The sequence below is a fragment of the Exiguobacterium sp. s133 genome (assembly GCF_018618595.1).
Lineage (GTDB): Bacteria > Bacillota > Bacilli > Exiguobacteriales > Exiguobacteriaceae > Exiguobacterium_A > Exiguobacterium_A oxidotolerans.
In genome coordinates, this window is the sequence record NZ_JACSMK010000006.1 from 67041 (window position 1) to 81474 (window position 14434).

General features: G+C 43.8%; 11 protein-coding genes. 5 read left to right on the forward strand and 6 right to left on the reverse strand.

All coding sequences use genetic code 11. The features are described from left to right. Positions 1–369: 369 nt before the first annotated feature. Positions 370–3531 carry a DUF3427 domain-containing protein gene (locus KNP96_RS09810; RefSeq protein ID WP_214770217.1) on the forward strand — a complete coding sequence of 1054 codons (3162 nt, stop codon included), beginning with the start codon at positions 370–372 and terminating at the stop codon, positions 3529–3531. On the opposite strand, the gene KNP96_RS09815 is transcribed toward KNP96_RS09810, so the two are convergent. Further along, positions 3506–3910 carry a (deoxy)nucleoside triphosphate pyrophosphohydrolase gene (locus tag KNP96_RS09815; RefSeq protein ID WP_088838220.1) on the reverse strand — a complete coding sequence of 135 codons (405 nt, stop codon included), beginning with the start codon at positions 3908–3910 and terminating at the stop codon, positions 3506–3508. The two genes, KNP96_RS09810 and KNP96_RS09815, sit on opposite strands and share 26 nt — an antisense overlap. A 57-nt stretch (positions 3911–3967) precedes the next feature. Between KNP96_RS09815 and KNP96_RS09820 the strand changes: the two genes are divergently transcribed. Next, positions 3968–4297, forward strand: coding sequence for a hypothetical protein (locus KNP96_RS09820; protein WP_214770219.1), 330 nt, complete (start codon positions 3968–3970; stop codon positions 4295–4297). A gap of 74 nt (positions 4298–4371) precedes the next feature. Next, on the forward strand, positions 4372–5559 hold the full coding sequence (locus tag KNP96_RS09825; RefSeq protein ID WP_214770221.1) for a class I SAM-dependent rRNA methyltransferase: 1188 nt from the start codon (positions 4372–4374) through the stop codon (positions 5557–5559). A gap of 110 nt (positions 5560–5669) precedes the next feature. Here the strand turns inward: KNP96_RS09825 and KNP96_RS09830 are convergent, their stop codons facing one another. Continuing rightward, a complete protein-coding gene (locus KNP96_RS09830) occupies positions 5670–6659 on the reverse strand; it encodes a zinc-binding dehydrogenase (RefSeq protein WP_214770222.1) in 990 nt (329 codons plus the stop codon). 108 nt (positions 6660–6767) lie between these two features. Here KNP96_RS09830 and pepT point away from each other — a divergent pair, with 108 nt between their 5' ends. Further along, a complete protein-coding gene (gene pepT, locus KNP96_RS09835; protein ID WP_214770224.1) occupies positions 6768–8000 on the forward strand; it encodes a peptidase T in 1233 nt (410 codons plus the stop codon). Between the two features lie 48 nt (positions 8001–8048). On the opposite strand, the gene KNP96_RS09840 is transcribed toward pepT, so the two are convergent. The 4 genes from KNP96_RS09840 to KNP96_RS09855 all read right to left on the reverse strand — a co-directional run bounded on the left by KNP96_RS09840 (position 8049) and on the right by KNP96_RS09855 (position 12408). Then, positions 8049–9062: a WxLIP family cell surface protein gene (locus KNP96_RS09840; RefSeq protein ID WP_214770226.1), complete on the reverse strand. Its 1014-nt coding sequence runs from the start codon at positions 9060–9062 to the stop codon at positions 8049–8051. A 16-nt stretch (positions 9063–9078) separates the two neighbouring features. Continuing rightward, positions 9079–9786, reverse strand: coding sequence for a WxL domain-containing protein (locus tag KNP96_RS09845; RefSeq protein WP_088838226.1), 708 nt, complete (start codon positions 9784–9786; stop codon positions 9079–9081). Positions 9787–9801: 15 nt separating this feature from the next. Next, complete coding sequence (locus tag KNP96_RS09850; protein WP_214770229.1) at positions 9802–11286, reverse strand: hypothetical protein; 1485 nt, start codon at positions 11284–11286, stop codon at positions 9802–9804. A gap of 255 nt (positions 11287–11541) precedes the next feature. Next, positions 11542–12408, reverse strand: coding sequence for a prohibitin family protein (locus tag KNP96_RS09855; RefSeq protein WP_088838228.1), 867 nt, complete (start codon positions 12406–12408; stop codon positions 11542–11544). A gap of 294 nt (positions 12409–12702) precedes the next feature. Here KNP96_RS09855 and KNP96_RS09860 point away from each other — a divergent pair, with 294 nt between their 5' ends. Continuing rightward, positions 12703–14325, forward strand: coding sequence for an ABC-F family ATP-binding cassette domain-containing protein (locus KNP96_RS09860; protein WP_088838229.1), 1623 nt, complete (start codon positions 12703–12705; stop codon positions 14323–14325). The last annotated feature ends 109 nt before the right edge of the window (positions 14326–14434 follow it).

Genomic DNA, 14434 nt, shown 5'->3' on the forward strand with positions numbered 1-14434 from the left:
TTCGCGTTGCACTTTTTCATTAGAAAATCTTTCTCTAAATAAAGAGCGGTCTGAACCTGTCTAAAAAAGATTCTTCCTTTTTTCGTGCTTTCCTCGGGCGAGGCGCAAGCCGAGGCTCCTTATTCTGACGAATAATGAACCTGGTCTCGCTTGCCTCTGTCAGCGCGAAAACGCGCTTCTTCCCGTAGGAGTCACGAAAAGGAAATCTTTTTTTACATCATCGTTTCAGTAAAATTAAGAAAAGAAAAAAGTCTCCAATTATTTTGAACAATTGCCGAGTAATTTTCATTTGGAATTAGATTGTTGCTGCACGATTTCCAATTACTTCGTATACTGAATTTAGTTTGGAATTTATTGGAGGTAGTCAAGATGTCTTCGTTTCAGGAACAATTACAGAATCAACACTCTACAACAGATTCTTCTACAAAAAGCTCACCTATTCAAACAGCAGATTATACAACAGAGCTCTTAACTCATTTAAATGAGCTTTTTTATAAATCGATTGTCGATCTTCAACAAAATCAGTTGACTGAAGAAATGATCGAAACTACAAACCGTTGGCTATCCGCATTAAATGAACCAAGCTTGACGGTTCCATTACAACGACAGTTAACAGCGTCTTCAACACCGCTCCCACTTCAATATGAAAAATCATTAAGAGCTTGGGATTTAATCGCACCCGGTCAGGAAAATCAAGAAAAGTTATTACACCATTTGATTGATGAGTTGACTACTGCTCAATCAGCGGACTGGATGGTGAGTTTCACTCGACATTCTGGTATTCAAGCGTTAGTCCCAGCATTTCAAGAAGCGGAACGATTAAACAAACCAATTCGTGTTCTCACTTCGTTTTATATGAACATCACTGAAGCGAAAGCACTTCGTACACTGATGCAATTCCGTAATATTGAGATCAAAATTTACGAACCGATCAAAAAGAATCAAGCATTCCATCCGAAGGCCTATTTATTTACACGAGAAACTGATTTACATAGTGCCATTATTGGTTCCTCTAATTTATCAAAATCAGCACTTACAAATGGCCTTGAATGGAATGTCCGAATTCCTCATTCTCCGCTTACTTCTCTCGTCTCTCAAGCGCAAACGTTGTTTACTAATTTATGGACGAGCGATGAAGCAATTACTTGTACAACAGAAATTTTAGAACAATATGAGCAACATCATCTGGAAACGCCAAAGATTAAACAGTTTGTTGTAAACGACCGTGTTGCTGAAGACTCCGTGGACTATGACACGATCCACCCTAATGAGATGCAGCTCCCGGCCTTAGAACAGCTTCACCGGTTGCGCTTAAAAAAACAAACTAAAGCCATGGTGATCGCTGCGACAGGAACAGGTAAAACATATTTAGCTGCTTTTGATGTAAAACAATTTGAAGCTAAACGTGTACTCTTTATTGCACATCGCGGGAAGTTACTGACCCAGGCAGAACAAACATTTAAAAAGATCTTTACCGATTCAGGGTCTACTTTCGGTCGCTACCAAGCAGATCAAAAAGAAATGGATAAGCAATTTACCTTTGCTACCGTTCAAACTTTTTCCAAAGAAATTCATTTAGCACAATTTCCCCCTTCAACATTCGACTATATTATTATCGATGAGTTTCATCATGCAGCATCAGAATCGTATCAAAAGGTTCTGAATCACTTTACACCGAAGTTTTTACTCGGTATCACAGCAACTCCAGAACGAATGGACGGACTAAATATCTTTAAATTAGTCGATCATAACATCGCGTATGAAATTCGTCTCTATGATGCACTGGCTCAAGATTTATTAACTCCATTCCATTACTTCGGGATTCAAGATGATGAAGAGATCGACTATGAAATGATTCCCCAAAAAAATGGACTTTATATTGAGAAAGATTTAGTTCAAGCACTTGAACGGTCTTCCCGAACGGAATATATCCTCGAGATGATCAATAAGTTCGGCAATAGTGGTTCTACCCAAGTCGGTCTTGGATTTTGTGTCAATATCAATCATGCTGAATTTATGGCTTCTGAATTTAATAAGCACCACATCGAAGCATTGGCGATCACAAGTAATCAAAGTGAAGTAGAGCGAGAACAAGCCATTCAGCGGTTAGAAGACGAACATGATCCATTATCTTTCATCTTCACAGTCGATTTATTTAATGAAGGGGTCGATATTCCTAAAATTAACTTGATGCTTTTCTTACGTCCGACGGAATCACCAACAATTTTCATTCAACAGCTTGGGCGTGGATTACGGAAGCATGATTCGAAAGAATATGTAACGATTTTAGACTTTATCGGGAACAGTCAACGTGCTTTTGTAGCCCCACTCGTTTTATCCGGACAACAATCGTTCCATTCCATTGATCGTTATCATGTAGCAAACGCTGTCCAAAATCACTTCCCGATCCTACCAGAAGGATCACTTGCGATTCTTGATCGTGTAACCGAAAACTTTATTATCGAGCAAATGAAGAAAATTGAGTTTTCTACAAGTAAACAGCTACGTGAAAGTTACCAGCGCCTTACGACAATGATTGGTGATACACCATCACTCAATGACTTAGTGACACACCGTGATGCTCCGGCCATTGAAGCGATTATCCAACAATGGAAAAGTGTACTGCGCTTAAAACAACTTGAGAAAGTTGCAACGGACGAAGAAATCTCACTTTTGCTCAATCCGGATGCACGAAAAGTCATTGAACATATCGAAAGTTGGTTCCCGATTCGTGAACCCTTTAGTTTATTGATGGTCGAGCTACTGTTACACCAAGAAACGATTTCAGTCGATGATATCATTCAGGCAGCTGCAAACCGCTTTGCGATTCCAACTTCTGCATTGTCCCATCGTTCGTCTCTTATTCAGCATTTATTCAAACGATGGTCGACACCACTTAAAAATGACCGTCTACCGTTACTTGTTGTATTAGACGATGGACGATTCCAGCTTTCAACGCAAATGACAGAAGCGTTATCATCCAATGAACACTTAGCTTCATACTTAAATGAATTGATTCAGGCTGGACTGCATGCTTTTGAACAACTATCGGGAGGTGAAGTCTGGTTAGCAAGTGATCAATCATTGATTTCACGAATGACGTATAGCCGCTCTGTCATACAGCGTTTACTTGAGTCACCACATCAAGAAGGTTCATGGCGGGAAGGTGTCGCGCAAGCAGGGGAAGATTATGTACTGTTCGTTAACCTACACAAAAACGAATCAATTGAAGATCAACTGAATTACCAAGATTACTTCATTGATAAAAATCATTTCCATTGGCAATCTCAAAGCATTGCGACTGCACATGGAAAAGCAGGAGAACTCTATCGTCACCATCAGGAGCGTGGCATTAAAGTTCACCTATTTATTCGTAAAGCAGAAAAAGAACAAGGCCGTTCATTACCCTTTACGTATTTTGGTGAGTTGATTCATAAAAGTAGTCATGGTTCTAAACCAATCAACGTAGAGTGGATCTTAAAAGAGCCTTTGACGGCGGAAGAATTTATTTCGTGGAAAAAACTTTCATAATTTTTTCAACAGCCGGAATATCTGCCGGCGCCCACTCTAACTGTTGTAAATCTTGAACGCGTAACCATCTAAGTTCCGCATGTTCTAACGCTTTAGGTGTACCTGCAACAATTTCCGCATAATATGTCGACAGCTCAACAATGATTTTTTCGTATTCATAAAGTGTTGTTTCAATATGTTCTTTCACTTGAATCGTACAATTTAATTCTTCGTTGATTTCACGGGAGAGCGACTGTTCTGGTCGTTCTCCTTGTTCGATTTTCCCGCCAGGAAACTCCCACAAGTTCGGTAACGACATCGCTTCACTTCGTAAGGCACAGAGTACTTCATTGCTTGAATTAAATATTACAGCACCGACAACTTGGATTGTTTTTTTCAAAATAACGTCCACCCTTTCTTTAAATCTTGTCTACAGCATTCAATATAAGTATAGAAGATGATTGATTTTATACTTGAGTTAAAAGAAGATCATCTTCGTAATTACGAAGGCGGTCTTTTTTCGAAGCAGAACCTTCGTTTCCACTCGACTCCTATGGGAAAAGAAAACATGACCGGTCATGTTTTCGTCAGAGCTGAACAAGACCCGAATCGGGACAAGCATTGGACCGCTTCGCGGCTTGTTGCTCGCCCATGGAAAGCGAGTGGAAAGAGATGGTTCGTTGAAGAACGTTCACTTAAGAACGTTCACTTAAATTATCTCCACCTGGATCATCTTAACTTATCCACAGAAACCGACGAAGGACATGTTAAATATCTATCGATTTGAATTATCCACATGTGGACAACTTTTCCTATGCTATAATTTGACTACTTATCCACAATTAGAAATGAGGAATTCACGTGCCACGCGAAATCTATCCTGTCGTCGTCAAAGCGACGGCTATCGAACAAATCAAAAATGGTCAGCCTTTACTTTATAAAGAACTGTTCCAAAAAAGTAACCACCTCAAAGAAGCCGGTGCGCTACTTCGACTTACTACAGAAGATAAAGAATACCTTGCGACCGGCTATTTTGGCAAGCAAGAAAAAGGACTCGGCTGGTTGCTCTCGACGGACGAGATTCAAGAAATCGATGACGTCTTCTTTAAAGAAAAAATCGAGGTTGCTCTCGACCGGCGCGATGCTTTTTTTGAGAACGAACTCATCGATACGTTCCGTGTCTTCAATGGTTCAGGTGACGGCATCGGTGGTTTGACAATCGATTGTTTTGATCACCACTACTTGATCACGTTCGAAAATGAAGGCATCTATTCATTTAAGCAGGAAATCGTCTCTGCCCTTGAGTCGTTAATCCACTTTAAGAGCATCTACGAAAAACGTGCCTTCCAAGTCGATGGTCAGCCCGTCAAAGGCGATGATTTCTTAGCCGGTGAACGGGGAGATTTCCCGGAAGTCCTCGAGGAGAACAGTCTTCCGCTTCTCTATCACCTGGACGCCGGCATGCGGACGGGTCTCGACATTAACCAACGCGACCTTCGTGCCACCGTCAAACAACATGCGACAGGACAAAATGTCTTGAACCTGTTTTCCGATACAGGGACGTTGACAGCCGCTGCGCTGCTTGGTGGAGCGCTTGAGACGACGAGCGTCGATTTCTCGACCCGGAGCCGGAACAAGACGATTGAACAACTTGAACTGCATCAGCTTGATCCAGCGGCGCAAACGATCCTCGTCCAAGATGCGTTTGATTATATCGATCAAGCTGATAAGAAAACACGTTTTGATTTTGTCATCGTCCATCCACCGGCACTCGTCAAAACACAAGCACGCCACTTCCGTGCCGAAGTCGATTTACCCGCTTTAATCCAACAAACGATTCACATGACGCATCGCGGTGGACTGTTGTTGATTACGACGGATTGTCAGCTATTTGATCAACAGCGCTTCATGAAAATGGTCGAACAAGCTTTCAAGAAACTTCGTCAAACGTACGAAATCGTTTGGGAAAGTTCCTCGCTTGAAGACTTTCCGGAGCATCCTTCGATGAAAGAAGCGGAACGTAAAGCCGTTCTTGTCCGCCGTAAATAAGCTCAAAACAAATAATTCTGCTAATCTTCTATCGATTAGCAGAATTATTTTTTGTATTAAAAGGAAAAATAAACCAAACGCCGAATCTTTTAGGTTAGTCGACATTCTGATTAAACATCATATACGCTGACCTTTCCGAAATGCGAGTGTTGGTCGAAGGTTTTATACGCTTCGTTTAACGCTTCCACTTGGCGCGGGACACGCGAATCGATTCGAAGTTCAATCGTTCCGTCTGCGACTAAACCGGCGACTTCCGTAAGGTGTTCTTGTTGGCGGCGCATCTCATCTGCTTTTCCTTTTAACAACGGCAATGCGACGAATAAGGCTTCAAGCGTCAATGCCTTACTATGCATTTGCGTCAAATCTTGTGTCGTCCGTGTCGCGATTGAGATGATTTTCCCGCGTTCCTTCGCTAAGACGAACGACTCTTGTAAATGATCACCGCCCACCGTATCGATGACGACGTCGAAACCGTCAGGCGCAACACGTTCGAGTAGCGCTTCACTCGTTTCGTCGCGATACCGATGGACTTGTATCCCATGTCCTTCTAGCCAGTTCGCTTTTTCATCGTTCGCGGCACTCGCCGTCACGTCGCATCCATAATGTTTTGCAAGCTGAACGACGAGATGACCAACCCCACCTGTTCCACCGACGACATACAGTCGCATCCCGTGTTGAACCATAGCCCGTTCTTTTAAAGCCTCCATCGCCGTTAAACCAATCACGGGCAGGCATCCGGCAATTTCCGAACGCAGTGCTGCTGGTTTTAAGACGGCCATGCTTTCCGGGATAAGCATCTCTTCCCCGAGTGCACCGGATCGTTCGCCTAATCCGCCTCCGAAGGCGATGACGTGATCGCCGACAGAAAAAGTCGTCACACTCGATCCAATTTCGATGATTTCCCCCGTTACATCGCCCTGGAGAATTCCAGTTGTCGGAGTTGCTGCCACATGACCGAAAAACATCTTCGTATCAAGTGGATTTAAGCTCGTCCCCGTAACACGAACGCGTAAATCGTAATGCCCCGTTTCAGCGAGTGTGACGTCTTTTTCTGTTAACGTAGCGTCTGTCCCATACTGATCGACAACAAATGCTTTCATCTGTACTCCCCCTTTTTTCTTTCCCATTTTAGCATGGTTCAGAATACTCGAATATTATCGCTTCATGATATGATGAACGTAACTCAACTCAGAAAGGACGTTTTTTCATTGAAACAAGATTTGATTCGTCGATTGACTACATATGCAAAAATCGACACACAATCCAGCTATGAAAGCACGACCGTCCCGACGACGGAAGGACAGTGGACACTCGCTCGTCTTCTCGTTGAAGAATTAAAAGAAATCGGCATGACGGATGTCACGGTCGACGCCAATGGTTACGTCATGGCGACACTCTCTGCGAATACAGACGCCGACATTCCGACGATCGGTTTTCTCGCCCATCTCGATACGGCGACGGATTTTACAGGAACGAACGTCAATCCGCAGCTCGTCGATACTTATGATGGAGAACCACTTGTCTTAAATGACACAATTCCAGTCGTTTTATCACCAAAAGATTTCCCATCCTTGACGAACTACGTCGGGCATACCTTGATGACAACGGACGGGACGACATTACTCGGCGCCGACAATAAAGCCGGCATCGCTGAAATCATGACGGCGATGGCTTACTTGATTGCCCATCCGGAAGTGAAACACGGACGGATACGTGTCGCCTTCACGCCTGACGAAGAAATCGGTCGCGGACCGCATCATTTTGATGTCGAAGCATTTGATGCCCAGTTTGCTTATACCGTCGACGGTGGACCACTCGGTGAACTCGAATATGAGAGTTTCAACGCGGCAGGTGCTAAAATCACGTTCCATGGAACGAACGTCCATCCAGGTACAGCAAAAGATAAGATGGTCAATTCACAAAAACACGCGATGGCCTTCCAAAACCGCTTACCGGGTGATGAAGCGCCCGAGTTCACGGAAGGGTTCGAGGGTTTCTATCATTTAATTTCCTTTGATGGATCCGTCGAAAAGACGATCGTCCACTACATCGTCCGTGACTTCGATCGCCATAACTTCGAGGCACGAAAACACTTCTTAACGGCGCTCGTCGAGGAATGGAACAAAAAGTACGGCGCCGGTAGTGTCGAAATGGAATTAAATGATCAATACTACAACATGCGGGAGAAAATCGAACCGCACATGCACATCATTGACATCGCGCATGCTGCAATGGAGTCGCGTGGTATCACACCAATCATCAAGCCGATCCGTGGCGGAACGGACGGTTCGCAGCTGTCCTACATGGGATTACCGACACCGAACATCTTCACAGGTGGCGAAAATTATCACGGGAAATTCGAATTCATTTCTGTCGACAACATGGTGAAGGCGACAGAAGTCATCGTCGCCATCGCAAACGGGTTCGCCGAAAAAAAATAAGTACCTTCACACGTGCGGCCCTGCTGAATCAGCAGGGCCGCTTGCTTATTATTCGGAAGATGCTTTTCGTTTCAAGTGATAAATGTAACCGAGTAAAAGAACGATGATGGAAAGCGAAACAATCATCAACATTTTCGATGTGTCTCCAAGGAACGAATTCGGATGTTGTTCGACGTCAGGAACCGTTTTTTTCATCTGTTCCACTTGTTTTTCACTAATTGTAAAATCATCCTGCCACGTCCAGTTTTTTTCTTTCCCGATTACTTTAACATCGAGTTGATATGTTCCCGGCTTCAAAATTCCCATTGATGTAAGTGGGAACGTCATGTATGTCGTCGGAGCGAATTGAGCCGTCATTTCTTTACGAACGATGACCTTTCCACCTTTTTTGACGACAGCTTCCACCTGAAATTTTTCACTGATGGCAGATGCTTGGTTCGCGAGGGTGACGAGGACGCTCGGACGAGACAGATAGGAAGTTGCTTTTACTCCCTCGAACAGCAAATCCGGTTCAATCTCCCGGATTGATGATCGAACCTTTACACCAATGACGTACGCTTGACGACTTTGAACACCGACTTCTGCGGATGCCTCTTCTGGTTTGTCCTGTTTCTTGATTTCAATACCTGCGAGCAGGACCCCTTCAATCGCTCGTTTCGGCAAAGTCAGCTTCAACGAAACGATTTTCGACTCTCCTGCTTTAATTGTAATTGGCTTTTCCGACACGCGAGCTAACTCGGATAGGGACACTTCCGCGAGCGTCAATGGTCCTTTCTCTTCATATACAATCAACCCGTTCCCGTTCGTCGTCGCATTTCGGAGCGAGACAAGATAGGACTGATCGTCTGATCCGTGATTATAAATCCGAATTTTCATATCAGTTCGTTGTTCCGGAGGTATCCTTAAATCGAAATACGTGACACCAGAATCCACTTGAAATTCATTCGGTATCGCTTCAACCGAAAAATTGACGTTACTCTCGGCACTGACGACTACTCCGGTCATGAGTAGATAGATGACTCCACTGAATCCAACAAGATACTGTATACCACGTTTAATCAACTCATCCCCTCCTTAATCAAGGAATCGAATCCGTTAATACCCAGTCGATTGTCGCGACGTGGGTTCCTTTGATTTGTTGATTTAATGGAACATTCAATGTAATGTTGTCATTCGACCAAAGTGATCCGTCCGTCTCAGGTGATACATCAGTACCCAACCAAGATAGTAACCAAGAGTAAGGCGATCCAGCTGTCGACGTTAAAATATCTACTGCTTCACCACCCGCAAGCAATTCAATCGCGCTTGTCACGGGTGCCGTCGCCCCGACGTTATAGGTAGGTGTATTCACGATGCCTTCCGCTATCGATAATGATGCTCCAGGCAACGTGTTTTCCCCTCCACTCGTGAACGTATTCAGCTTGGCAGTAACCGTCCATTCAGACAACACGACACGCCGGTCTGTCACTTGTAAAAAGGGTTTTTCGTCAGTCGATTCAAAAATAGCATCACTTCCAAGAATTTCATGTGTCCCAAAGTTAAAATTCGGTGCATAATCTAATGTCAACGGTCCTGTATTACCGGTCGGTGTGTTTTCACCCTTACCTGGGTCAGGTGTGTACGAATCATCGGGATTGGCTGGATCCAGAATGTCAGGTGCTTTATTCGTCTCAAAAGTGATGGTCGCGGTTGAACTTCCTGACGACGTTTCTGCAAATACGAGGGACGGTCCACCTAGTAGTAGTGCACTAGCAAACAATGAAGTAACGGTTGACTGTTTTTTCATTCAAATCTCCCCTTCTCATGGTGCATTAACTAATGTCCATTGAATTTGCGTCTGATACGTAGTAGCTCGTGGTCGTTTCCCTGTCAAATCGAGAATGATTCCTTCACTTGGTCCATACGTCAAAATTGTTGATGTCGCTCCCATTTTCCCGGATGCAATTTCGCTATCAATGGTTTGTAACGTTTGATTTGTCGCACCGACTTTAAAGAGCAGCACGTCATCTAGTACATCACCTCCCTCGCTCGAGAGTGGTGCCGTCAACCTAGCGCGAAGTTTCCAATCATAATTCAAAGCATTTTGATGCGAGATTTCAATCGTCATCGCTGTTTTTCGATTGATTACACCTTCTCTCCCTTTGATTTCCTGTGTTCCAAAATCGAGAACTTCAGGTACTTTAAGGTTAAATACGGGACCGATTGTTAAAGTCGCCATTCCAAAACCACTATTTAAAACATCCAAATCGACTACACTACTCGTCAATGAACTTTCAAATGTATACACTGAATTTGTTCCGACCGGAAGTGGATTGACTTTGAAACTTAACGTAAAGATATCTTTTGATAAAAGTGAGAGTGCAAGCAAAGAACCGACTTCTGCATAAATTTGATTACCGTTTTGTTGAATCGAACTGGCCGGTACATTTGCAACCTTCGCGCCCAGCAATCCTGTATAGGAATAACTCAAACTGATTGTCCCTGCCTGAATCGATTGCATCACTTCCTGTGGGAGTTGAAAAATCACGTATTTGCTTCCTAATCCTAAACTCAAAACGGATTGCATATCCGCAGTCAACGTAATTTTCCTTTGCGCTGCTTCATAGGCGGCGGTCAGGTTGACCGATCCTACCAACGCGACATCGAGTGCTCCTCTTTGTTCTGCTTTTTCCGCTCCTTCGTCGACAGGTATTTCCTTATCCTCTAATGCAGGATTTTGTGACTTTGATGCAGTTGATGATTCATCCTCGGATTCTAGTGATTCTTTCTCTTCAGGTACTTGAGGATCTAGTGTCAGGGGTATGTCAGTCTCGGGTGTTGGGGACTCTTCCTCTTCTGGTGCTTGAGGTTCTGGTGTCGGGGGTATCTCAGTCTCGGGTGTTGGGGACTCTTCCTCTTCTGGTGCTTGAGGTTCTGGTGTCAGGGGTATTTCACTCTCGGGTGTTGAAGATGCTTCCGGTGACGCAGGCTCTGCGTGATCAAGTTCGTCGTTTTCTGGTGGCACGACCGCTTGATCCTCACCTTTTGCCCTATCGTCTTCTTCCTTTTTTGCTTCTTCGTTGGATTCATTTTCTGCTTCATTCAAGGTGTTTTCACAATAATCGACTACATCGATTGCATTTTGGTCAGGTGGCGGTTGTGCTTCGAGAATGCTTACACATTCTTTTAACGTCGGATTACCTTTAATCGTAATCGAAGTTGCATTCGCTAAAGCGTGTGTGCCTGACAAGAAAATAATAAGCACTAATATTGTTGGGATAGATTGGATTGGAGATTTTTTTATCAACCACTACCTCCCCCTCCTAACGACCGATTACGATTAACTCATTCACGACTTACTTCAACAATTACCTTATAAACACTAAAATAAACCAATTATTTTACAATTTAAAAGATGTATCTTTCTTATTTTTTTCCTGAAATATGTTTATATGCTTGATATAACTCATTTATTCTCTCGTATCACTTTATCAAAATTATAATTTACTGTTTAAAATCTTCAAAAAAATACACCTTCCCATCGGAAGGTGTATTCCATTACTTATTCCTTCTCTGTTTCCTGATCCGGAAGCGGCAACTGCACCATGCTGCCCGATCCACTCACAAGTGGTGACTTTCCGTCCCACTTCTTGACAGCTTCATATTGAATCATTTCGGCAGTCAACGTTTTTTGAAGTTCCTTCTGTGCTTTCGCCAAACCTTGCGCTTCAATCAAACGCGCATCTGCTTCCCCTTGTGCCTCGACACGAAGTCGTTCTGCTTCAGCTTTGGCAATCGCGAGATCCGTTTTCTTCTTATCTAGCTCTTGTGAGGCTTTAACACGAGAATCGATGGCTTCTTGTGTTTTTTCATCTGGTTTCGGAGCACCGAGTGCAACGTCCTCAATGATGAAACCGATTTTTTTAACGTCTTCTGCAAATTGCGTTTGGATGCTCGTTGAAACATTTCCTGACTCTTCACCGAACAATTCGAGTACCGTTACTTTCGAAATTTGCTCTCGTGACGCATCATATAAACGTTGTTTCAAATAGCCATCTGCGATTTCATCGATATCGATCGGTCCGAACTTATTGAATACTTTCGTGACTTGATCGGGAGAGACTGCAAAACTGTACGTAAAGTCGACAACAATGTTCTTCCCGTCTTTTGTCGCGAGTGTCATATTGTCGAGCGACTTCGTTTGTGTCCGAATCGGATACTCCGTCACACGTGTGATCGGTGAAACGACGTGCCACCCTTGCGAAAGTGTTTCGTCCTGGACACCGCTTGACGGTTTGTAGACGACACCGACTTGCCCCGGTTCAATCTGTTCGACGATGAACGGTGTCATGGCAAGGAGTGCAACGACGATGACACCGGCGATGATCATCGCTGGGTTAATTCTTTTCTTTGGTTTGATTTCTCTCATTATGAGTCCCCTTTGTCAATTTTGTCTTGGATATATTTATACAGTTCGATTCCTAACAAGGCGATGAGTGCGAAAAACAGTAAGGTAAACAATGTTGCCATGATTTCTCATCCCTCCTTCATCCTGCCTCTTTAACTTATACGGTTGATTTCAGAAAATGTTTCATGACCATGGTTGCTTATTTTTAGAATCTGTCTTAACATGTAAAGAACTTTGTCCTTGAAACGAGCCGTATCATTTTGTGGTACACTCGTAACAGCACATCACACACTAGAAACGAGGGTTCATCTCTATATGATTACAGTACAAAACGTCGGCCTCCGCTTTGCGGACCGCAAATTATTCGAAGACGTCAACATCAAGTTCACACCAGGTAACTGTTACGGTCTGATTGGTGCGAACGGCGCCGGTAAATCGACTTTCCTCAAAATTCTTGCAGGAGACATCGAAGCACAACAAGGCGATGTCATCATCACACCGGGTGAGCGTCTTGGCGTACTCCGTCAGAACCACTATGAATATGAAGAGTTCCAAGTCATCGAAACCGTCATGATGGGACACAAACGTCTGTATGAAGTTATGAAAGAAAAAGATGCAATTTATATGAAAGAAAACTTCTCGGATGAAGACGGCATGCGTGCCGCTGAACTCGAAGGAGAATTCGCAGAAATGAATGGTTGGGAAGCTGAGTCTGAAGCTGCGATGCTCCTTCAAGGTCTCGGAATCAAAGAAAGCCTTCACACAAAAACAATGGCTGAATTAACAGGTGGAGAAAAAGTTAAAGTCTTGCTCGCGCAAGCGTTGTTCGGTAAGCCGGATATTCTGTTACTCGATGAGCCGACCAATGGTCTTGATTTGAAAGCTGTCAAATGGCTCGAAGAATTCCTGATCGGGTTTGAGAACACGGTCATCGTTATTTCCCACGACCGTCACTTCCTCAACAACGTCTGTACGCACATGGCCGATCTCGACTACGGGAAAATTCAACTCTATATCGGGAACTATGATTTCTGGTATGAGTCAAGCCAACTCGCTTCACGGATGGCTGGCGACCAAAACAAGAAAAAAGAAGAAAAAATTAAAGAACTTCAAGCCTTCATCGCGCGTTTCAGCTCGAATGCTTCAAAAGCGAAACAAGCGACGTCACGGAAGAAGTTGCTCGATAAAATCACACTTGACGACATCCGTCCGTCATCACGCCGCTATCCGTTCGTCGGTTTCTCACCGGAACGTGAAATCGGAAACGATTTGTTGACGGTTGAAGGTCTCTCGAAGACAATCGATGGCGTCAAAGTCCTCGACAACGTCCGTTTCTCATTAAATAAAACAGACAAAGTGGCATTCATCAGCCAAAGCGATATCGCCATCACAACACTGTTTAAAATTTTAATGGGTGAAATGGAAGCAGACAGCGGGACATTCAAATGGGGTGTTACGACGTCACAATCGTATTTGCCAAAAGACAACTCGGAGTTCTTCGAAGGGTCTGACAAAACGATTCTCGATTGGTTGCGCCAATACTCACCAGCTGATGAAAGTGACACATTCCTCCGTGGTTTCCTCGGTCGGATGCTCTTCTCCGGAGAAGAAGTCATGAAAAAAGCGTCAGTCCTCTCTGGGGGAGAAAAAGTCCGTTGTATGTTATCGAAAGCGATGCTCAGTGGTTCAAACGTCCTCGTCCTTGACGATCCGACGAATCACTTAGACCTCGAATCAATCACAGCACTCAACGATGGCTTGATTGCTTACAAAGGTGCGATGCTCTTCAGCTCGCATGACCATCAGTTCGTCGAAACAATTGCGAACCGGATCATCGAACTCACACCAAACGGAATCGTCGATAAAGAAACGACGTACGATGAGTACCTCAACAACGATTCAATCCAACAACAATTGACTGCGTTATACGCACATTGATTTGTCTACTGTCCTCGTTAATCGGGGGCAGTTTTTTGTAAATACGTTTATATTTTTTTGTTAAGTATCATCTTCCTTACTTAAAAAGGTACGCCTATTCTCGCAGTAA

Coding starts and splice junctions, on each gene's coding strand:
- KNP96_RS09810 (WP_214770217.1), top strand. CDS start 370: ATGTCTTCGTTTCAGGAACAATTACAGAATCAACACTCTACAACAGAT.
- KNP96_RS09820 (WP_214770219.1), top strand. CDS start 3,968: ATGATTGATTTTATACTTGAGTTAAAAGAAGATCATCTTCGTAATTAC.
- KNP96_RS09830 (WP_214770222.1), bottom strand. CDS start 6,659: ATGAAAGCATTTGTTGTCGATCAGTATGGGACAGACGCTACGTTAACA.
- KNP96_RS09845 (WP_088838226.1), bottom strand. CDS start 9,786: ATGAAAAAACAGTCAACCGTTACTTCATTGTTTGCTAGTGCACTACTA.
- KNP96_RS09855 (WP_088838228.1), bottom strand. CDS start 12,408: ATGAGAGAAATCAAACCAAAGAAAAGAATTAACCCAGCGATGATCATC.
- KNP96_RS09860 (WP_088838229.1), top strand. CDS start 12,703: ATGATTACAGTACAAAACGTCGGCCTCCGCTTTGCGGACCGCAAATTA.